Origin of the sequence: Alloalcanivorax sp. C16-2 (assembly GCF_046507615.1) — a bacterium.
GTDB lineage: Bacteria > Pseudomonadota > Gammaproteobacteria > Pseudomonadales > Alcanivoracaceae > Alloalcanivorax > Alloalcanivorax marinus_A.
The window spans coordinates 258,118-278,418 of sequence record NZ_JBKFTL010000003.1 but is presented as its reverse complement, the minus strand read 5'-3'; the positions used below and the strand labels follow the sequence as shown (position 1 = coordinate 278,418).

Annotated in this window: 15 protein-coding genes; 12 read left to right on the top strand and 3 right to left on the bottom strand. The window is 66.3% G+C overall.

What is annotated here, in order from left to right; genetic code table 11:
• Nucleotides 1–42 precede the first annotated feature (42 nt).
• Nucleotides 43–1,266, bottom strand: a complete 1,224-nt coding sequence (locus tag ACLD02_RS14875) for an Ig-like domain-containing protein (protein ID WP_410299065.1) — start codon at nucleotides 1,264–1,266, stop codon at nucleotides 43–45.
• A 206-nt stretch (nucleotides 1,267–1,472) separates the two neighbouring features.
• On the opposite strand from ACLD02_RS14875, the gene ACLD02_RS14870 reads away from it, so the two are divergent.
• The 7 genes from ACLD02_RS14870 to ACLD02_RS14840 all read left to right on the top strand — a co-directional run bounded on the left by ACLD02_RS14870 (nucleotide 1,473) and on the right by ACLD02_RS14840 (nucleotide 10,059).
• On the top strand, nucleotides 1,473–2,375 hold the full coding sequence (locus tag ACLD02_RS14870) for a lysophospholipid acyltransferase family protein (protein ID WP_410299064.1): 903 nt from the start codon (nucleotides 1,473–1,475) through the stop codon (nucleotides 2,373–2,375).
• Between the two features lie 178 nt (nucleotides 2,376–2,553).
• On the top strand, nucleotides 2,554–5,148 hold the full coding sequence (gene acnB, locus ACLD02_RS14865; RefSeq protein ID WP_410299063.1) for a bifunctional aconitate hydratase 2/2-methylisocitrate dehydratase: 2,595 nt from the start codon (nucleotides 2,554–2,556) through the stop codon (nucleotides 5,146–5,148).
• A 268-nt stretch (nucleotides 5,149–5,416) separates the two neighbouring features.
• Entirely contained in the window at nucleotides 5,417–6,337 is a 921-nt protein-coding gene (thpD, locus tag ACLD02_RS14860) for an ectoine hydroxylase (protein ID WP_203099834.1), read from the top strand.
• A 175-nt stretch (nucleotides 6,338–6,512) separates the two neighbouring features.
• Complete coding sequence (locus tag ACLD02_RS14855; protein ID WP_410299062.1) at nucleotides 6,513–7,853, top strand: arylsulfotransferase family protein; 1,341 nt, start codon at nucleotides 6,513–6,515, stop codon at nucleotides 7,851–7,853.
• Between the two features lie 15 nt (nucleotides 7,854–7,868).
• Nucleotides 7,869–8,183 carry a hypothetical protein gene (locus tag ACLD02_RS14850; protein WP_203099838.1) on the top strand — a complete coding sequence of 105 codons (315 nt, stop codon included), beginning with the start codon at nucleotides 7,869–7,871 and terminating at the stop codon, nucleotides 8,181–8,183.
• 8 nt (nucleotides 8,184–8,191) lie between these two features.
• Nucleotides 8,192–8,914: a hypothetical protein gene (locus ACLD02_RS14845; protein WP_410299061.1), complete on the top strand. Its 723-nt coding sequence runs from the start codon at nucleotides 8,192–8,194 to the stop codon at nucleotides 8,912–8,914.
• Nucleotides 8,911–10,059 (top strand): sulfotransferase family protein, encoded by a 1,149-nt coding sequence (locus ACLD02_RS14840; protein WP_410299060.1) that lies wholly within the window; start codon nucleotides 8,911–8,913, stop codon nucleotides 10,057–10,059. Before ACLD02_RS14845 ends, ACLD02_RS14840 begins: the two co-directional genes overlap by 4 nt.
• Here the strand turns inward: ACLD02_RS14840 and ACLD02_RS14835 are convergent.
• On the bottom strand, nucleotides 10,026–11,678 hold the full coding sequence (locus tag ACLD02_RS14835; protein ID WP_203099844.1) for a glucan biosynthesis protein: 1,653 nt from the start codon (nucleotides 11,676–11,678) through the stop codon (nucleotides 10,026–10,028). The two genes, ACLD02_RS14840 and ACLD02_RS14835, sit on opposite strands and share 34 nt — an antisense overlap.
• A 224-nt stretch (nucleotides 11,679–11,902) precedes the next feature.
• On the opposite strand from ACLD02_RS14835, the gene ACLD02_RS14830 reads away from it, so the two are divergent.
• From ACLD02_RS14830 to ACLD02_RS14815, 4 genes are all read left to right on the top strand, one after another.
• A complete protein-coding gene (locus ACLD02_RS14830; RefSeq protein WP_203099846.1) occupies nucleotides 11,903–13,216 on the top strand; it encodes a cytochrome c in 1,314 nt (437 codons plus the stop codon).
• A gap of 13 nt (nucleotides 13,217–13,229) precedes the next feature.
• Nucleotides 13,230–13,703: a (2Fe-2S)-binding protein gene (locus tag ACLD02_RS14825; RefSeq protein WP_203099848.1), complete on the top strand. Its 474-nt coding sequence runs from the start codon at nucleotides 13,230–13,232 to the stop codon at nucleotides 13,701–13,703.
• A complete protein-coding gene (locus ACLD02_RS14820) occupies nucleotides 13,696–16,026 on the top strand; it encodes a molybdopterin cofactor-binding domain-containing protein (RefSeq protein ID WP_410299059.1) in 2,331 nt (776 codons plus the stop codon). Before ACLD02_RS14825 ends, ACLD02_RS14820 begins: the two co-directional genes overlap by 8 nt.
• Nucleotides 16,027–16,115: 89 nt before the next feature.
• Entirely contained in the window at nucleotides 16,116–17,501 is a 1,386-nt protein-coding gene (locus tag ACLD02_RS14815) for an MFS transporter (RefSeq protein ID WP_238400754.1), read from the top strand.
• Here the strand turns inward: ACLD02_RS14815 and ACLD02_RS14810 are convergent.
• The gene (locus ACLD02_RS14810) at nucleotides 17,464–18,447 is read right to left on the bottom strand and encodes a LysR family transcriptional regulator (protein WP_203099851.1); all 984 of its coding nucleotides are present in this window, start codon (nucleotides 18,445–18,447) and stop codon (nucleotides 17,464–17,466) included. The genes ACLD02_RS14815 and ACLD02_RS14810 overlap by 38 nt on opposite strands.
• Nucleotides 18,448–18,589: 142 nt before the next feature.
• Between ACLD02_RS14810 and ACLD02_RS14805 the strand changes: the two genes are divergently transcribed.
• Nucleotides 18,590–20,281, top strand: a complete 1,692-nt coding sequence (locus ACLD02_RS14805; RefSeq protein WP_410299058.1) for a sulfatase-like hydrolase/transferase — start codon at nucleotides 18,590–18,592, stop codon at nucleotides 20,279–20,281.
• Nucleotides 20,282–20,301 lie beyond the last annotated feature (20 nt).

The following is a 20,301-nucleotide window of genomic DNA, read 5'->3' as shown; positions in this document are numbered from 1 at the left end:
GGGTCGGCGGGCCGCCGCGCCGGGGCACGGCGGCCATGGCGGTCAGGTCGGGGGGCAGCCACCGTCGTAGTCGGTGGGGAAGATCCGCGAAATCAGCGCGTACAGAGCCGGGTCATGGCTTTCCAGCTCGCCCCGGGTGTTGATGCTGTTGTGCAGCCCATTGGGCGGATCCGATTCCAGGTTGCTGTTGAACCAGCTTTGCACGCCCTCGGCCCAGTACTCCTCCACGTTCTCCGCCGCGTAGGTGTTCTCGAACAGGCCGTTGTCCAGGGCGTTCTGGTAGGCCGCCGCCAAGGCGGTGCCGAAGGCCGGATTCAGATCGCGCAGGGCCATCACGTCCACGGAATGGGCGAATTCATGGAGGAAAATGTCTTCGTGCGCGCCGTTGCCCTGGTAAGGGTCGCCGGCGTAGCAGAGCACGTTTTCCTCGGTGCCACTGGTCACCGGGCGTGCCTTGGTGGCGCCCAGGCCGCCCCGGGCGCGCTCGTCCCAGGTGCCGCCGTCAATGGGGAACACGGTGTCCAGGTCGGAGTAGGCGGGGATTTGCGTGATGCCCTCGCCGTCGGCGCTGACCGCCGCCAGGGTGCCGTTGTCGATCATTTGCGCGAGCAGATCCTGACGCAGGCTCATCATGCCCAGGATGGTCTCGCAGGCGTGCCACAGCGCCGCCGACGATACCTGATCGCCGCCCAGCACCGGCAGCCCGTTGGCGTCGGCGTACTTGGAATAATAAGCCTGCTCCTCACTGTTCAGATTGAGGCTGGCCGGGGGCGCGCCCACGGCGCAGTCGTAGTCCGCCACCGCCCGGGCGGTGAAGTCCCAGGAACGGGCGTCCGCCAGGGTCTCGCCGCCGCTGTCGGTGATGCCGTCCAGCCTCACGGTGTAGCTCTGCCCGTCCACCAGGTCGGCGTCCGGAATAAAGATGACCACCGAGCCGTCCTCACTGTAATGGAAGGAACCAGTCACTTCGTTGACGCCGGCGGTCACGGAAAAGCTTTGGGCGTCCACGCTGGCCGGGTCCACCGGGGCTGAGAACACCGCCACCACCGGGTAATCCGCCTTCTGCTCGGCGCCGTCCATCGGGCTGTTGGAGCTCAGAGTGAAGCCGTTGGGACCGGGACCGCCGCCTGGATCACCACCGCCGGTGCCAGGATCGGTGCCTCCTCCTCCGCTACCACCACCACCGCCGCAGCCGGCGATCACCAGGGCGCATAGCCCGATCAGTGCCGGCATACCGGCGCGCTGTTTGCTTCCAAGCCAATTCATAGTTGTTTCCCCTCTTCCATCGTTTCAGCGTGTTGTTCACGGTGCTCCGATGCTGACCGAGGCCCGTCGACGCGGATACTCCCTAATAAGGGGAGTCGCTCGGCGCCGGTTCACCATCCGGAAACCGGGTGATCACCGACGGATACGAAACAGCGCCGGGGGCGGCCCCCTGGCGTTCGGGGAGCGCGACGATATAATCGCGCCCCATGGGACGACGAACACACCCCGCCATCCAGACCCTCAAGGGCCGCTCCGCCGCCGGCGCGCTGCGCCTGCTGGGTCTGTTGCCTTTCGGCCTGAACCGGGCCCTGGCCACCGGCCTGGGCCGGCTGCTGGCCGTGCTGCCCACCGAGGCACGGCGCATCACGCGCATCAATCTGAAGCTGTGCCTGCCCGATCACCCGGACCACGAAGCGCTGGCCCGGGCGTCGCTGGCGGAAAGCATCAAGAACACCTTCGAGATCGCGCGTTTCTGGCACCGCCCGCAGGACGGCCTGGACCGGGTGGTGGCGGAGGACGGCGACGGCCCGCTGCGCCAGGCGGTGGCCAACGGCGAGCCGGTGCTGATTCTGGCGCCCCATCTGGGTTGCTGGGAGGTGCTGAATTTCTGGCTGGCCCGGGAGTTCGGCCTGCACGCCATGTTCGCGCCGTCCGGCCTGCCGGAGGTGGACGAACTGATCAAGGAAGGCCGTGAGCATTTCGGTACCACCATGTACCCGGCCACCGCCCGGGGCGTGGCGGGGCTGGTGCGCGCCATGCGCCAGGGCGCGCTCACCGCGATTCTGCCCGACCAGGTACCGGACCGGCGCAGCGGCCGCTTCGCGCCGTTCTTCGGCCAGCCGGCGCACACCGGCACCCTGAGTTGCAAGCTGATCAAGCAGACCGGCGCCCGGGTGTTCATGGCCTGGGCGCGGCGCCTGCCCGGCGACGGTGGCTTCGAAATCCGCGTACGCCCCGCCGACGAGGGCGTCCACGATGACGACCTGGATTACGCCCTGACCGCCATGAACCGGTCCATCGAGACGCTGATCAAGGAAGAGCCCGCCCAGTACTTGTGGAGCTACAAACGCTTCCGCCGGCAGCCCCCCGGCGGCACCCTGCCCTATTGATCACGGCACCAACAGAACCGGTGATTGCGAGTATTCACGCCATGAATGGCCACAGGGCCGGTTCTATTTAACAGTTGATGGCGTTTCCGCTATACTCCGCGCGCAATTCCAACCCCCAGACATACCCCAACCAACTGATTTCCAAAAGAAATCAGTCAGACGAAACGAGGGATTCGCTGTGCTAGAAGCCTATCGCAAACATGTCGAGGAACGCGCCGCCGAGGGCGTCCCCCCGAAACCGCTGGACGAACAGCAAACCGCCGAACTGGTGGAGCTGCTGAAGAATCCGCCCGCCGGTGAAGAGGAGTTCATCCAGGACTTGTTCGTCAATCGCGTTCCGCCGGGTGTTGACCAGGCCGCCTACGTCAAGGCCGCCTTCCTGTCCGCCATCGTCAAAGGCGAAGCCAGCTCCCCTCTGATCGACCGCAAGCGCGCCACCGAACTGCTGGGCACCATGCAGGGTGGCTACAACGTGGCACCGCTGATCGAGCTGCTCGACGACGAGGAACTGGCCGAAGTGGCCGCCAAGGAACTCAAGCACACCCTGCTGGTGTTCGATGCCTTCCACGACGTGGAAGACAAAATGAAAGCCGGCAACGCCAAGGCCAAGGAAGTGATCGAGTCCTGGGCCGAGGGTGAATGGTTCACCCAGCGCAAGGACCTGTCCGAGAAATTCACCGTCACCGTGTTCAAGGTCTCCGGCGAAACCAACACCGACGACCTGTCCCCGGCCCAGGACGCCTGGAGCCGCCCGGACATCCCGCTGCACGCCAACGCCATGCTGAAGAACGCTCGCGAAGGCATCTTCCCCGAGAAGGACGGCGAGATCGGTCCGCTCAAGCAGATGGACGAGCTCAAGAAGAAAGGCCATCCGGTGGCCTACGTGGGCGACGTGGTGGGCACCGGCTCCAGCCGTAAATCCGCCACCAACTCCGTGCTCTGGCACTTTGGCGACGACATCCCCTACGTGCCCAACAAGCGCGCCGGCGGCGTCTGCATCGGCGGCAAGATCGCGCCCATCTTCTTCAACACCATGGAAGACTCCGGCGCGCTGCCGTTCGAGTGTGACGTGGAAAAAATGGAAACCGGCGATGTCATCGACATCTACCCGTTCGAAGGCCGGGTGGAGAAAGACGGTGAAGTGATCGCCGAGTTCGAGCTGCGTTCCCAGGTACTGCTGGACGAAGTACGCGCCGGCGGCCGTATCAACCTGATCATCGGTCGCGGCCTGACCACCAAGGCCCGCTCCGCCCTGGGTCTGGGCGAGTCCGAGCTGTTCCGCAAACCCGAGCAGCCCGGCGACTCCAATGCCGGCTTTACCCTGGCCCAGAAGATGGTCGGCAAGGCCTGCGGCATGGAGGGCGTGCGCCCGGGCATGTACTGCGAGCCGAAGATGACCACCGTGGGTTCCCAGGACACCACCGGCCCGATGACCCGCGACGAACTGAAGGATCTGGCGTGCCTGGGCTTCCAGGCCGACCTGGTGATGCAGTCGTTCTGCCACACCGCCGCCTATCCGAAACCGGTGGACGTGGAAACCCAGCACACCCTGCCCGACTTCATCATGAATCGGGGCGGCGTTTCCCTGCGCCCGGGTGACGGCATCATCCACTCCTGGCTGAACCGCATGCTGCTGCCCGACACCGTCGGCACCGGCGGCGACTCCCACACCCGTTTCCCGATGGGCATTTCCTTCCCGGCGGGCTCCGGCCTGGTGGCCTTCGCCGCCGCCACCGGCGTGATGCCGCTGGACATGCCGGAATCCGTGCTGGTGCGCTTCAAAGGCAAGCGCCAGCCCGGCATCACCCTGCGGGATCTGGTGCACGCGATTCCGCTGCAGGCGATCAAGGAAGGTCATCTGACCGTCGAGAAAGCCGGCAAGAAAAACGTGTTCTCCGGCCGGGTGCTGGAAATCGAGGGTCTGGAAGACCTCACCGTGGAGCAAGCCTTCGAGCTGTCCGACGCCTCCGCCGAGCGTTCCGCCGCCGGCTGCACCATCACCCTGTCCGAGGACAGCGTGGCGGAATACCTGAAGTCCAACATCACCCTGCTCAAGTGGATGATCGCCAACGGCTACGGTGATGCCCGTACCCTGGAGCGCCGTATCCAGGGCATGGAAGAGTGGCTGAAGAATCCGAGCCTGATGCGTGCCGACGCCGACGCGGAGTACCACACCGTGATCGAGATCGACATGGATCAGATCAAGGAGCCGGTACTGTGCTGCCCGAACGACCCGGACGACGCCAAGACCCTGTCCGACGTGGCTGGCGCCAAGATCGACGAAGTGTTCATCGGCTCCTGCATGACCAACATCGGTCACTTCCGCGCCGCCGGCAAACTGCTGGAAAAAGTAGACGGTTTGACCACCCGCCTGTGGGTGGCGCCGCCGACCAAGATGGACCAGCACCAGCTCACCGAAGAGGGCTACTACAACATCTACGGCCGCGCCGGCGCGCGCACCGAGATGCCGGGCTGCTCCCTGTGCATGGGTAACCAGGCACGGATCGCGCCCAAGTCCACCGCGGTGTCCACCTCGACCCGGAACTTCCCCAACCGTCTGGGCCAGGGCGCCTTCGTTTATCTGGCGTCCGCGGAGCTGGCGGCGATCGCCGCGGTGCTCGGCAAGCTGCCCACCGCCGAGGAGTACATGGAGTACGCCAACACCATCGACTCCATGGCCGGTGAGATCTACCGCTACATGAACTTCGACCGCATGGAGGAGTATCAGCAGGTAGCGGACACGGTGAAGATCCCGGTGGCGCAAGCCAGTTAAGGGACCCTCCCACCGACCTCGAAAAAGCCCGGCCTCGCGCCGGGCTTTTTTTTGTTTCCGCCGTATGCCTGATATTGATGTAGGAGCGACTGGGCGGCATTCCGCCACCTTTTACATCAGCGCTGTAAAGAACTATTGAAGAGGGCTGAAGCCCCCCGTCCTGGTATGCACAATCGCCCCTGATGCCCGCCGCGATCCGGTTTCCGCGCCGGTCACGCCGTGGCAGTCCCTCAAGTCGAAAATGGATTCTCGCGAGGAGGAGCACAGCATGACCAGCGAAGACCTTTTCCCCACACGAATGGAACAGGACCAGAAACGGTTCACCCGGCTGGACCCGGTGATTCACGCCCGCAACCAGGACCGCTGGAACGGCCCCCTGGGCGAGGAAGCCCTGTCCCGCTACGAGCGCGACGGCTTTCTGTGGTTCGAAGGCTTTTTCTCCCAGGAGCGGGTGCGCCCGTTCTTCGATGAACTCAAGGAGATCGCCAAGGACACGGATCTGGTGAAGTCCGACCAGGTGATCACCGACCCGGAATCCGGCGATATCCGCTCGGTATTCGCCATGCACGAGCTGTCCCGGCATTTCGATGAACTGACACGGGACCCACGCATCCTGGGCATGGTGCGTCAGCTACTGGGCGGCGACGTCTACATTCATCAGTCGCGCATCAACGACAAGTTCGGTTTCCAGGGCAGCGGCTTCAACTGGCATTCCGATTTCGAAACCTGGCACTCCGAGGACGGCATGCCACGCATGCGCGCGGTAAGCGCTTCGATCATGCTCACCGACAACAACGAGTTCAACGGGCCGCTGATGCTGATCCCCGGTTCGCACCATTACTTCGTACCTTGCCACGGTGCCACGCCGGAGGATAACTGGAAGGACTCGTTGAAGAGCCAGCGAGTGGGCGTGCCCAGCCAGCAGAACCTGCGCGACCTGGTCAATCAGGGCGGTATTCAGGCGCCCAAGGGCCCGCCGGGTTCACTGCTGCTGTTCGAATGCAACACCCTGCACGCGTCCAACAAGAACCTCTCACCATGGCCCCGCTCGAACCTGTTCTTTGTCTACAACAGCGTGGACAACACGCTGGAAAAGCCGTTCTGCGGGCACGACGCACGGCCGCACTTCCTGGCCAACCGGGATAACCACGAACCCTTGTCCATGCACGACAACATCGAGCCCTTGTAAGCCAGGCAGAGGTACGAAAAACCGGCGCCACATCGTCTTTTCGGTGCGGCGCCGTTCACAAAACGCCCTCCGCTTTCCACCTTTTACAAAGGAACACAAACCATTCCCCGATGCTGGGTCCTAACGTCCTGAACCCGCCCTGAACGGCGGCCGGGATGGCTGACAGGATGACGGCATGAAAAATTCGGATCGAATCGGTTTCGGGCTTTTTTTCCTGGCGATCGTATTCATCGCGTTCGTCGGCGGCGCCTTCGTGGTGCTCACCAAGACCTACCCCTACCCCCTGTTCAACGATGCGCACAAGGCCGCCCAGGCGGTGCTCAAGCAGAATACCCTGATCGATTTGTACACCCAGTCCGACCTGTGGCGTGAAGCGCGCCGCGATGAACGCGGCGTTACCATCCACGACCCGGAACGGGCCTACCAGGGTCTGACCCTGTACACCTCCGGCGACGGCAGCCATGCGGATCTGGTCGACATGGAGGGCAAGGTGCTGCACCGCTGGGCACTGCCCTACAGCAAGGTGTGGGAACAAAGCCCCCCGGGCCGGGCAGCGCGCCCCGACGACCACATCTACTGGCGCAAGGCGCGTGTGCTGCCCAACGGCGACCTGCTGGCGATCTACATCGCCAATAACGACACTCCCTGGGGCTACGGGCTGGTACGCCTTAACGCGGATTCGGAAGTGATCTGGGGCTACCACGCCAGCACCCACCATGACCTGGACATCACCCCGGACGGCGACGTGGTCGTCCTCACCCATGAGTTCACCGATCGGAAGGTGCCCGCCTTCGCCAAACTGGAATACCCCTGGCTGGACGACTATCTGGTGGTGCTCGACGGTGACACCGGCGAGGAGCGCAGCAAGGTCTCCTTGTCCAAGGCGTTTATGGAATCCCGCTACGCGGACCTGTTCTACGCGGTACCCAGTTTCGCCACCGCCGACCCCCTGCACACCAACAGCGTGCAATTCCTTAACCAGGATCTGGCGGATCGCTTCGCCCCGGCCGATGGCCGCGCCGGACAGGTGCTGTTGTCGTTCCGGCATCCCGGCGCCGTGGCTCTGGTGGACGCCGACAGCGGCGAAATGACCTGGGCCCTCAAGGGCCCCTGGCTGGGCCAGCACTATCCGCGCATAAACGATGCCGGACATTTCACCCTGTTCGACAACCTGGGCCATTTCGAGAAAGACAACCGCACCCGCGTTCTGGAAGTGGACCCGGAGAACGACCGCATCGTGGCCAGCTATACCGGTGACGCGGAACACCCCTTTGACAGTGGTCTGCGCGGCGCCGTGGAAGAGCTTCCCAACGGCGACTGGCTGATCACTGAATCCGATGGCGGCCGCCTGTTCGAGGTGGCGCCCGACGGCGACATCGTCTGGGAATTCGTCAATCCGGTGCGCGCCGGTGACCAGGATCAGTACATCCCGGTGGTGTCCGCCGCGCAACGCCTCACTCTCGACGACCTGGACGCGGATTTCCGCGCCCGGCTCGTCCCCCGCTCCGACCCGTAACCGAGGAGATTCGTCATGAACTTCCCGTTCCCCCACCGTTACCGCGTCGCCGCCCTGGCACTGGCGGCGCTGACCCTGCCCGGCCTGGCTTCCGCCTATGTGGGCCCCGGCGCCGGCCTGAGCCTGCTTACCGCCCTGTGGGGCATCATCGCCGCCATCGGCGTGGCGGTTCTGTTCGTGATTCTGTGGCCGATACGCCGGCTGCGCCGACGCAAGGCCCAGGCCGCCGATGAAAGCGCCCGCCGCGAGGCCGACGCGCCCGCCGACGAGACGCCGGCCAATGACGACCAGCCCAACGCCCCCTCCACCCGCGACGATCATCACGCCTAGGAGTAACCATGGCCTTGTTCGATCTGCCGGCGCCCCTGTTCGCCGCCATCGACGCCGGGATGGCCACGGTGCTGCCCGGCGCCGCCCGCCTCGCGGTCTGGGCCTTGCTGGCCGGGGTCGGCACCTTGCTGCTCTACCGGCTGCTCTCGCCACAGCAACGCATCGGCGAGGCCAAGCGCGAGGCCCGCGAGGCGCGCCGCGCCCTGAACGGCTTCGACGGCGAATTCAGTGACGCCGGTCCGCTGATCAAGGCACAGTTCGGCACCGCGTTCCGGCATTTGGGGCTGGTGCTGATTCCCACCCTGATCTCGATCCTGCCGCTGCTGGCGTTGCTCACCTGGCTGGAGGGGCACTACGCCCACCGGCTGCCCGCCGCCGGGGAAACCCCGGCGGTGCAAGCCGTGCCGGCCACCTACCAGGCGCAATGGATCGAGGGCGGCGACGTCCCTCGGGTGATCGTGCGCGACGGCGACGGCGGCGGCGCCGTGGCGGAAGTGGCCATGACCGCGCCGATCCCGGTGGTGGAGCAACGTCACTGGTGGAACACCCTGATCGGCAATCCCCTCGGCTACCTGCCCGAAGAGAGCGGCGCGCGGCGCGTCACCATCGAGCTGCCGCAGCCACGCTACCTGCCGTTCGGACCGGACTGGATGCGCCACTGGCTGATGGTGTTCTTCCCGATCATGTTGATCGTCTCCCTGCTGACCTACCGATGGGCGAAAATCGAATGAACGCACGGCAATCCGAACCCGATATCGACCCGGGCTTCCAGGTCACGCCCTGGATGCACCACGCCGGCGGCTGGGTGCATCGCCACCCGCGCGCCTGGATCAAGCTCGGCAACCTGGAAACCCGCATTGTCGGCGACGCCATCGCCGACCTGAGCGTGGACCGGCCAATCTACGTGACCGGCCTGGCCCGCTCCGGCACCACCATCGTGCTGGAACACCTGGCCGCCCACCCGGAGGTGGCCACCCACCGCTATGCGGATTTTCCGTTTCTGCCGGTGCCCTACTGGTGGAACCGCTGGCTTTCGCTGGTGCCCGGGGCCACCGAGCAGGCCCGGGAACGGGCCCACCAGGACGGCATCAAGGTGACCTCGAAAAGTCCGGAGGCGTTCGAGGAAATGCTGTGGATGGCGTTCTTCCCGGACATCCATGATCCGGCGCGCAGTTCCGTGTTGGGCCGCGATGCCTCGCACCCGGAGTTCGAGGCTTTCTACGACCAGCACATCCGCAAGCTGCTGGCGGTACGCCGACGCCGCCGCTACCTGGCCAAGGGCAACTACAACCTGGCGCGGCTCGGCTACCTTCACCGCCTGTACCCGGACGCCCGCTTCCTGCTGATGATCCGCGATCCGGTGTGGCATATCGCGTCGCTGATGAAGCAGCAGGATCTGTTCGTGGCCGGGGAAAGCAAGGAGCCCCGTGCCCTGGATCACATGCGCCGGGTCGGCCACTACGAGTTCGGGCTTGACCGGCGCGCCATCAACACCGGCGATGACCGGCTCACCGCCTACATCGGCGAGCTCTGGGACGGCGGCAATGAAGTGGAAGGCTGGGCCCGCTATTGGGCGGCCATCTACGACCACGTGGCCGACGTATTGGAACGGGACCCGGCGCTGCGCGAAGCGGCCCTGGTAGTGCGCTACGAGGATCTGTGTGGCACGCCCCGGGACACGCTGGAGAAACTGTTCGCCCATGCCGGGCTGGAGGTATCGGCGAGCACCCTGGAAGACGCCGCCGGCGGGTTGCACGCTCCCACCTACTACCAGCCCCGCTTCAGCGACCATGAACGGCGCCTGATCGAGGCGATCACCGCGCCGGTGGCGCGGCGCTTTGGTTACCCCTCGGAGGAACCCGGGAACGGCGGGTAGGTCCGTTCCCCGGCCGGCGGCGGGAAGTACTGGAACAACCAGGTCTCACTCACCACCCGCCGTTCGGCGCTCAGCGTCAGACGCATGTTCACCGGCTCCGTGGCGTCGCTGTCCGGATACCAGTCAAACAGAATCCGAAAGCCGTCCAGGTCCTTGACCCAGAGTACATGCAGATCCTTGATCCGCCCGGCGGACACGTCCAGCTGGGTATCGATATCGATGTCCTGGTCATAGAATTCCTTGAGCCGGCCACCCACGAAATCCACGGCGATACGTTCCGCCCAGACCTCCGGGTAATGTTCCCCCGGCGCCCAGCCTTCCGGAAAGCCCCCCATGCCGCTCAGGGTGGCGCGCACCCGCGCCAGGTCGGTGTGCACCGGCGCCCGCGCGGCCCAGTGCAGGCGGTAACCAAAGGCCAGCGCTTCGCCGCCCTTCAAGGGCCGCGCCGGCTTCCAGAACGCCACCACGTTGTCCATGGTTTCGCCGGTGGTGGGCAGCTCCAACAGTTGGACCTCCCCCGCGCCCCACTCGCCCTTGGGCTCCACCCACAGGCTGGGGCGGTCGTGATAACGGCCGATTACGTCCTCGTAATCGTCAAAGTCCCGATGCGTCTGCAGCAGGCCAAAGCCCTTCGGGTTGTCGTCATCGAAGGTGTTGAACTGAATGCGCGGCGGGTTGTTCAGCGGGCGGCACACCCATTCACCATTGCCGCGCCACATGGCCAGGCGGTCGGAATCATGGATGCGTGGATGCAGCGTACGGCATTGCCGGCGCTGGTGGCCGCCGCAGCTGAACATGCTGGTCATGGGCGCCACGCCCAGCTGCGTGATCGCCTCGCGGGGGAACAGATGGCTGTCGATGTCCATCACCACGCCGTCCTCGCCGCAGTCGATCACGAAGCGGTAGGCACCGGCCAGCTTGGGGGAATCGAGCAACGCATAGGCGGTGAAGCGGGTGGCGCCGGGGGCCGGCGTCTCGAACCAGAAATCGGTGAAATCCGGAAACTCCTCGCGCTCACCATCGGCGTAGGTATTCACCGCCGCGCCGCGCGCCGACAAGCCGTACTGGTAACTACCGTCCACGGCACGGAAATAACTGGCGCCCAGGAAGGAGACGATATCCTTCTCGGCCAGCGACGGCGCCTTGAACACCCGGAAGCCGGCGAAGCCGAGATCCTCGCCGAGCTGTGAAAGGTCCACCTCGACGCGCGAGTAATCGAACAGTTCGGGACGAAAATGAATACGCCGTGCCTGGCCGCTGTCCGGGTCCAGGGAGTGCATTCGCACCGGTTGGTCGAAACCCATGCCGGCATGAATGAACTGAATGTTGAGGCGCTCGCTGTGACCATGCCACAGAGCATGATCCGGATCGTAACCGATCTCGTTGTACTGATGCGGCGTCAGGCCGGCCAGGGTCGGCGGCAAGGCACGGGCGCCATCGCGATAGGGGCGCGCGGCCCGCTCCCGGGCCCGTTGCCGCAATTGCTTGAAACTGAACGGCTCGGCTTCACCGTCGGCGATGCGTTGGTTGGCGCGCGCGGCGGCGAACAGCGGCGCCGAGGGCAGGCCGGACCAGGCGGCCAGCGCCACGGCGCTTTTCAACAGGGTTCTACGCTTCATCGGGTTGGTCCTTACCTCTTCCTTGGCCCACCGGCAACCTTACCCAAAGGCGGGATGCCAATGCGTAAAAGCTTGAATAATCGGACTGCGCGGGGCGTCCTCGGTTCCAACCGCCGACCCCGCCGTCGACCCCGGCCAAACCCCTATTAATTGTCCGGAAATATTGGCGGCGCCATCGGCGGGGTGTATCTTGGTTCGCGGATCGAACAGGAAGGGACGCAGCCATGTTGAAACGTATCCTGGCCACTGTGCTGGTGCTGGCGGTGGTGGTGATCGGCGGGTTCGCCGTGTACGCCTGGCATGGCGAGCTGGCCCCCATGAACGCCTCGGAACGCCCCGACTTCGACGCCGCCACCATCGAGAAAGGCCGGGTGCTGGCCGCCGCCGGCTACTGCGCCACCTGCCACACCGCCGAGGGCGGCGAGCCCTACGCGGGCAACTATCCGGTGGTCAGTGATTTCGGCACCATCTATGCCTCCAACATCACCCCGGACCCGGACACCGGCATCGGCGCCTGGTCGCCACAAGCCTTCCGCCGCGCTCTGCACGAAGGCGTGGACCGTGAAGGCCGGCACCTTTTCCCCGCCCTGCCCTACGATCACTTCACCAAACTCTCCGACCAGGACGTGGACGCGCTCTACGCTTACCTGATGAGCGAAGTGAAGCCGGTGAAACAAAAAACCCGCGACAATACGCTGCCGTTCCCACTGAACCTGCGCTTCCTGCAGGCCGGCTGGAAACTGCTGTTCGTGGATTTCGGCCGCTACCAGCCGGACCCGGACAAGAGCGACGCCTGGAACCGGGGCGCTTATCTGGCCGAGGGCATCAGCCATTGCGGCGCCTGCCATACGCCCCGCAATGCGCTGGGCGCCGAGAAAGGCGGGCAACGCTACCAGGGCGCCGTGATCGATACCTGGACGGCACCGGCGCTGACCAGCCGTAATCCGTCGGCGATGCGCTGGACCGCCGCCGATCTCACCCAGTACCTGAAAGACGGTGCCGACGCCTATCACGGTGTCGCCGCCGGCCCCATGGGGCCGGTGGTGCACGCCGGCATCGCCGAGTTGCCGGACCAGGATCTGCACGCCCTGGGCGTCTATTTCGCCGATATCACCCGTGACGGCGACAGTGCCCCCCTGCCCGACCCGGATTACTCCTCGGTGCAGGCCAGCATCGAGGCCGGCAAGCCGGACCCGGCCTGGCGGCTGGACAACGGCGAGCGGCTGTACACCAGCGCCTGCGCCGCCTGCCACTACAACGACCGGGCCGACAACCTGCAGCCGACGCGCCCGGACCTGGGCATCAACTCCGCCACCCGACTGGACGACCCGGCCAACCTGATTCACGTGATCCTGGACGGGATACCCGCGCAGGCCGGCAACCAGGGCGTGGTCATGCCGGCGTTCCGCTCCGCGCTCAGCGACCAGCAGATCGCCGCTATCGCCGCCTACCTGAGAGCGACCCGCACCGACCTGCCGGCCTGGCCGGATCTGCCCGCCCGGGTGGGCGAACTGCGCGCCCACGTTGGAACGCATTGACGAGGACTCCACCATGATCGAGTGCACCATCAATGGAGAGACGGTTCGCCTGGACGCGGACCCGGACATGCCGCTGCTGTGGGCATTGCGCGACCTGGCCGGCCTCAGCGGTACCAAATTCGGCTGCGGCATCGGCCTGTGCGGCGCCTGCACCGTTCACGTGGGCGGCCGCGCCACGCGCAGCTGCATCACCCCGCTCAAGGACGTGGCCGGCGCCGACATCACCACCATCGAGGGGCTGGACGCCGACGGCGCGCACCCGTTGCAACAGGCCTGGCGGGAACTTCAGGTGCCACAGTGCGGCTATTGCCAGTCCGGCCAGATCATGCAGGCGGCGGCCCTGCTCAAGGACATTCCGGCGCCCACCGACGAGGACATCGACGCGGTGATGACCGGCAATCTGTGCCGCTGCATGACCTACCCGCGTATCCGCGGCGCCATCCGCGACGCCGCCGCCGCCATCAAGGAGGCCAGCGCCAATGGATGAGCAGCGCCTTCCATCCGATGACCGACTGGACGCGCCACGCCTGAGCCGGCGCGCCTTTCTGGTATCCATGTGCGCCGCCGGCGCGGTGTTCGGTTTCCCGCGCTCCGGCCTGGCGGCGATGAACCCGGGCACCACCGATGGTCAGCCCCTGGAGGCGGCCGGGCGTCGCTACGAACCTACCCTTTGGTACTGGATCGACACCGAGGGCCGGGTCAACGTGAACGTGATCCGCGCCGAGATGGGTCAGCATGTGGGCACCGCCATCGCCCGTATCCTGGCCGATGAACTGGGCGCCCGCTGGCAGGACGTGCACATCGACCACGTCGACAGCGATCCCAAGTGGGGCACCATGGTCACCGGCGGCAGCTGGTCGGTGTGGCAAAGCTGGCCTGTTTACCGACGCGCCGGCGCCGCCGGGCGCGTGGCCCTGGCGGAGAAAGCCGCCGCCCTGTGGGGCGTCAACGTCGACTCGGTCACCGTGGCCGACGGTCGGGTCAGCGCCGGCTCTCGCAGCATCGGTTTCGGCGAGCTGGTGCGTCAAGGTCTCGACCGCCCGTTCAGCGAGGATGAACTCAAGGCCCTGCCGCTCAAGCCCCACGATCAACTGACCCTGCTGGGCCAGGATCTGAAGGCCCTGGACATCGACACCAAGACCAACGGTCAGGCGATCTACGGCATCGACGCCAAGGTCGAGGGCATGGTGCACGCCGCGCCGATCCTGCCGCCGACCCGCTACGACTGTGTCATCACCGCCATCGACGACAGCGCCGCCAAGGGCATCAAGGGCTACCGGCAAACCCTGAAACTGGACGACCCCTCCGGCACCGCGCCGGGCTGGGCGATGGTCATCGCCGACAGCCATTGGGCGGCACGGCAGGCCGCCGACCGCGTCAAGGTATCCTACCGCACCGGCGACGCCACCGACGTGGGCGAGGCGGAGATCCAGGCCGAGAACCGGCGCCTGATCGACGACAGCGGAGCCGGCGCCATCATGGACACCGGCGACACCGGCGACGTGGACGCCGCGTTCGCGGACGCCGCCGACACCTTCCAGGCGGATTACAGCACCCAGACCGTGCTGCACTTCCAGCTCGAACCGGTCAATGCCCTGGTGTTCCGCAACGACGACGGTGTCTGGGAAGTGCACACCGGCAACCAGTGGCAGTCCCTGTGCCTGCCCTGGCTGCAAAAAGCCCTGGGCGTGGACGAGGACCAGGTGGTGATGCGCACCTATATGCTGGGTGGCGGCTTCGGCCGGCGCCTCAACGGTGACTACGCGATCCCCGCCGCGCTTGCCTCCAAGGCCCTGGACGGCAAGCCGGTGAAGATGATCCTGACCCGGGCCGATGACAGCCACTTCGACAGCGTGCGCCCGCCCACCCTGTCGCGCCTGCGCATGGCTTTCGACGCCGACAAGAAGGTGGTGGCGATGGACAGCGCCGTGGCCTCCGGCTGGCCCACCAAGGTGATGATTCCCGGCTTCATGCCCAAGGGCACCAATGGCGAACCCTACGACCCTTTCTCCTCGGACGGCATCGACCACTGGTACGGCGTCGGCGCGCAACGGGCCCGGGCGATCTCCAATGAGCTGGCCGAACACACCTTCCGGCCCGGCTGGCTGCGTTCAGTATCGCCGGGCTGGATCAACTTCGCGGTGGAAAGTTTCATGGACGAGGCGGCCCGTCATATCGGCGCGGACCCGCTCCGGTTTCGTCTTGACCACTTCAAGGCCGAGGGCCGCAACGCCGGCCTGGCGCCCAATTCCGTGGGCGGCGCCCGCCGCCAGGCGGCGGTGCTGGAAAGGGTGGCGGAGCTGTCCGGCTACGGCCGTGACGACCTGCCCGCCGACAGCGCCATCGGCATCGCCACCACCTATGGCCAGTCTCGCGACATGCCCACCTGGGTGGGCGGCGCCGTGCACCTGAGCGTGGACCGGGAAAGCGGTCGCGTGCACGTGCACAAGATCTGGCTGGTGGTCGACTGTGGCACCGTGGTGGACCCGAACGGTGCCCGCGCCCAGGTGGAAGGCAGTGCCCTTTGGGGTTTGTCCATGGCGCTCTATGAGGGCACCGAGTTCAAGAACGGGCGGGTGGTGGACACCAACCTGGACAGCTACCAGCCACTGCGCATGATCGACGCCCCGGAAATCGAAATCGAGCTGGTGGAAAGCACCGAAGTGCCGGTGGGCCTGGGCGAGCCGGGCACCACGGTGGTGGCGCCGGCCATCGCCAACGGCATCCAGGCGGCGGTGGGCGCGCGCCTGCGGCATCTCCCGATCACGCCGGCGGCGGTGCTCGAAGCCCTGAAAGAAGGGTCCGCGTAGCGGACCTTATAAATAGAATCAATAGGCGCATTATCGCGTAAGGGCGTATCATCACCGGTCACCCAGTGAGCCCGACCGGGAGCCTTTTCTTGCCAGAAAGCAGTACCCCCGCGGACCCTCGTGCCGAGCACGATGGTCTGCCGGCCCGGCAACGCCGCCTGGCCATGCTCGCCATCGCCACCAGCATCGGCATGTCGGTGATGGACAGCAACATCGTCAACGTCGCCCTGCCCACCATCGCCAACAGTCTGGATGTAAGTCGTTCCGACGCGGTCTGGGTGGTCAACGCCTACCTGCTGGCGGTGGCCCTGACGCTGCTGCCGCTGTCCTCGCTGGGCGACATCGTCGGCTACCGGCGCATCTACCGCCTCGGCCTGGGGCTGTTCATCGTCGCTTCCCTGGTCTGCACCCTGGCGGATTCCCTGGTCACCCTGGCGGTGGCGCGTTTCTTCCAGGGGCTCGGCGCCGCCGGCGTGATGAGTGTCAACGCCGCCCTGGTGCGTTTTATCTACCCGGCCCGCTTCCTGGGCCGGGGCATCGGCCTGAGCGCCATGGTGGTGGCGCTGTCCTCGGCCCTGGGGCCCACCGTGGCCGCCGGCATTCTGTCGGTGGCGGACTGGTCCTGGCTGTTCGCCGTCAACGTGCCTCTGGGTGGTCTGGCCCTGTACCTGGCGTCGCGCAACCTGCCGCGCACGCCCACCGATCCGCGCCCCTTCGACTGGGTCAGCGCCCTGCTCAACGCCCTGGCCATCGGCCTGCTGGTCAGCGCCGTGGATGGCCTCGCCCACGGCATGGCGGTTACCCCGGCGCTGGTGGCGCTGGCCGCCGCCGGCCTGGTGGGCACGGTTCTGGTGCGTCGCCAGCTGAGCCAGTCGTCACCGCTGCTGCCGGTGGATCTGCTGCGTATCCGCCCGTTTGCCCTGGCCATCGGCACCTCGTTCTGTTCCTTCACCAGCCAGATGGCGGCCTTCATCGCCCTGCCCTTCTATCTGCACGACGTGCTTGGCTACAGCGCCGTGCAAACCGGCTTGCTGATGACCCCCTGGCCGGCGGCGGTGATGATCACCGCGCCCCTGGCCGGACGACTCGCCGACCGCTATCCGATCGGCGTGCTGTGCTCGCTGGGCCTGCTCGCCAAGGTGGTCGGGCTGGTATTGCTGGCGTTGCTGTCCAAGCAGGCGCCGCTGCCGGTGATTCTCGCCTGCATGGCGTTATGCGGCCTCGGCTTCGGGTTCTTCCAGGCGCCCAACAACCGGGCCATCATCGGCTCCGCGCCGCGCCATCGCAGTGGTGGCGCCGGTGGCATGCAGGGCACCACCCGGCTGCTCGGTCAGACCCTGGGCGCCGCCCTCACCGCGTTGGTATTCAGCTTGATGGAAGACGCCATCGCCCCTGCCCTGCTGATGGCCGCCGGCTTCTCCCTGTGCGCCGCGCTGGTCAGTCTGTTCCGGATTCGGAACGGGACGCCGGCCTGATGAGGTCATCCTCGCCGCTGCGCAAACCACCATCGGCGAGCAGCCGCCATAGCCGCCCGGCGGCCTGGGACAGGGGCCGCGAACGCAGTCGGTAAGCGCAGGTCTCGGTGGCGGCGCCCACGTCCAGAGGCAGCGGCACCAACCAGCCGGCGGCCAGTTCCTCCTCGATCAGAATGTCCGGCGCCAGGGTCAGGGCGTGGCCGGCCCGGCACAGTCCCACGCAGGCGCTCAGGGTCGGCATCAGGAATTCCGCGCCGTGGCGCGCCTGCAACATACGGTGGAACCAGGGCGCCGCGCGCCGGCCGTAGTCCGGCGATACTCTGGGCATGGCCCAGGGCCGGGAGGCGGCGAAGGCCCGCGCCGCCGGTTCCGATTCCAGCGCCGCCCGGTCCTTGCCACGCACCCAGGCGGCTGGCGCCACCATGCGCAACGGCAGGGTCAGCAGCGGCACCACCACCACATCGTCGTGGTCCGGCACGTCCCGTTGCCGGCGACCATCGTAAAGCAGGAAATCGTAGCGGTAGCCGTACAGTCCCTCGCGCAGGGTCTCGAAGTGATCGGTGTGCACGTCCAGGTGCAGGCTCAGGCCGCTCTCCGCCATCGCCCGCGCCAGCTTGCGCGACAGCAGATCCGGCACGAACGGCCCGCAGCCGAGCCGGACCCGCCCTTCCCGGCCTTCCTGAAAACGCTCCACCAGACGGTCCAGTCCGGCGCTTTCCTGCAATACCCGGCTGGCCTGGCGATACAGCCCGGTGGCGAACTCGGTGGGTCGCAGGGAGCGGGTATGGCGCTGGAACAGCGGCGCTCCCAGTTCCTCCTCCAGCTTGCCCAGGGCCCGGCTCAACGCCGGCTGGGTGAGCCCCAGGGCGCGCGCCGCCGCGGACAGGCTGCCGTGCTCATAGACGGCGCGAAACTGAATCAGTTGTTGCAACTGCCACCCGGGCATCGTCTCCCTCCCGCTCCCTGACCGGCCTCCACTTTAGCAGCCCGGGACCGGGCCTGAAGGGCATGGATTTATAACCCCTGTTTATGGGCTAACTGCGCATACTCCCCCCAGCCGTTCAAAAAAACAACAAGGGGGTGGTCCGATGACCGACCGACGCACCGTTCTCAAACAACTGGCCCTGGGCGCCGCCGCACTGGGCACCGCCCCGGCCCTGCGCGCCGCCGCCAGCGCCGGAAAACGGCGGCCCAACGTCCTGCTGCTGGTCTCCGACCAGGAACGGAGCTGGGGCGATCTGCCAGGCACGCTGGATCTGCCGGCCCACGACCGGCTGCTCAACCACGGAGTCGGCTTCAATCAGTACTACGCCAATACCTCGCCCTGCTCGCCGTCCCGCTCGGTGATGTACACCGGACAGCACACCATGCGCACCGGCATGACCGCCAACCTGCACGCGCCGCCGTTCCCCAGCCTTAACGAGGACCTGCCCACCCTGGGCCAGGTGTTCCAGCGCCTGGGTTACTACACCGCCTACAAGGGCAAGTGGCACCTGTCCGACATCGACGACGGCCCGGGCCTTATGTACGGCAGCTACCCGAGCCGGCGCCGGGCTCTGGAGAAGCACGGCTTTCACGACTACAACCTGACCGGTGACGTGCACGGCTCCGTCTGGCAGGGCTATCTGGCGGATCGCATGGTGTCCGCCGAGGCCGGCCAGTGGTTAATGCGCGACAGCACCGGGCTGGACCAGCCCTGGCTACTGGCGGTGAACTTCGTCAATCCCCACGACATCATGTTCTTCGCCACCAGCGACCGGCAGTCCCGGTCCCGCGCCAATCCGGACTTCATGGCGCCGTTGCGACCGGCTCCCAACGATCCGCTTTACGAAAAAGACTGGAGCGACGTGCCCCTGCCGGCCTCCTTTCACCAAGGCGGCCTGGCTGGCAAACCCTGGTGCCATCACTCCTACGCGGAAGTCATCGACGCCGTTTACGGCCACATCGACAAGGATGACGAAGCCGCCTGGCGGGCCAATCAGAGCTATTACTTCAACTGCCTGCGCGACGTATCGCGGCAGGTGGACCGGGTGCTTCAGGCCCTGGAAAAAAGTGGCCAGCTCGACAACACCATCATTGTCTACACCGCCGACCACGGCGAGATGGCCGGCGCCCAGGGACTGCGCCAGAAGGGCCCGATGATCTACAAGGAAAACAGCCGCGTCCCACTGATCGTGCGCCACCCGGACGTGCGCGGCGGGCGTACCGTGAACCATCTTGGCTCCACCCTCGACCTGCTTCCCACGCTGGTGGGCCTGGCCACCGAGGGGCAGCAAACCACCGGGACACCGGGCGTGGACCTGAGCCCGGCGGTCAACGGCCAGCCCACGCAACGGGACAAGCGCGGCGTGCTGTTCGCCTACGGGGTGCTGCTCTACACCGACCCGGAGGCGACTCGCCGACTGGTCACCGAGGGCGATGAGATCACCCCGGTGAAGGTGATGGGCGATTTTCTCAAGCGGCTGCGGCTGGGGCCGGAGTTGGGCAATCGCGGCTTGCACCGGGGGGTCTTCGATGGCCGCTACAAGTTCGCCCGCTACTTCAGCCCGGACAGCCACCATGTGCCCGAGGACTGGGGCACCCTGCTGGCCCACAACGATCTGGAGCTGTACGACACCTGGCAGGACCCCCACGAGATCGACAACCTCGCGGCCCGCCCGGAGGACGCCCGTTCCCTGCTGATGGCCATGAACGCCAAGACCAACCAACTGGTGGCCGAGGAGATCGGCGAGGACAACGGTTCCGAATTCCCCGGCCCCAGCTTCCTCTACACGCTTTAGGCCCTACACGCTTCAGGCCC

Excerpts from the sequence above, each read along its gene's own strand:
- ACLD02_RS14830 (WP_203099846.1), top strand. The coding sequence starts at position 11,903 with ATGTTGAAACGTATCCTGGCCACTGTGCTGGTGCTGGCGGTGGTGGTG.
- ACLD02_RS14855 (WP_410299062.1), top strand. The coding sequence starts at position 6,513 with ATGAAAAATTCGGATCGAATCGGTTTCGGGCTTTTTTTCCTGGCGATC.
- ACLD02_RS14835 (WP_203099844.1), bottom strand. The coding sequence starts at position 11,678 with ATGAAGCGTAGAACCCTGTTGAAAAGCGCCGTGGCGCTGGCCGCCTGG.
- ACLD02_RS14845 (WP_410299061.1), top strand. The coding sequence starts at position 8,192 with ATGGCCTTGTTCGATCTGCCGGCGCCCCTGTTCGCCGCCATCGACGCC.
- ACLD02_RS14875 (WP_410299065.1), bottom strand. The coding sequence starts at position 1,266 with ATGAATTGGCTTGGAAGCAAACAGCGCGCCGGTATGCCGGCACTGATC.
- ACLD02_RS14840 (WP_410299060.1), top strand. The coding sequence starts at position 8,911 with ATGAACGCACGGCAATCCGAACCCGATATCGACCCGGGCTTCCAGGTC.
- thpD (WP_203099834.1), top strand. The coding sequence starts at position 5,417 with ATGACCAGCGAAGACCTTTTCCCCACACGAATGGAACAGGACCAGAAA.
- ACLD02_RS14820 (WP_410299059.1), top strand. The coding sequence starts at position 13,696 with ATGGATGAGCAGCGCCTTCCATCCGATGACCGACTGGACGCGCCACGC.
- ACLD02_RS14810 (WP_203099851.1), bottom strand. The coding sequence starts at position 18,447 with ATGCCCGGGTGGCAGTTGCAACAACTGATTCAGTTTCGCGCCGTCTAT.
- ACLD02_RS14870 (WP_410299064.1), top strand. The coding sequence starts at position 1,473 with ATGGGACGACGAACACACCCCGCCATCCAGACCCTCAAGGGCCGCTCC.
- ACLD02_RS14825 (WP_203099848.1), top strand. The coding sequence starts at position 13,230 with ATGATCGAGTGCACCATCAATGGAGAGACGGTTCGCCTGGACGCGGAC.
- ACLD02_RS14850 (WP_203099838.1), top strand. The coding sequence starts at position 7,869 with ATGAACTTCCCGTTCCCCCACCGTTACCGCGTCGCCGCCCTGGCACTG.
- ACLD02_RS14805 (WP_410299058.1), top strand. The coding sequence starts at position 18,590 with ATGACCGACCGACGCACCGTTCTCAAACAACTGGCCCTGGGCGCCGCC.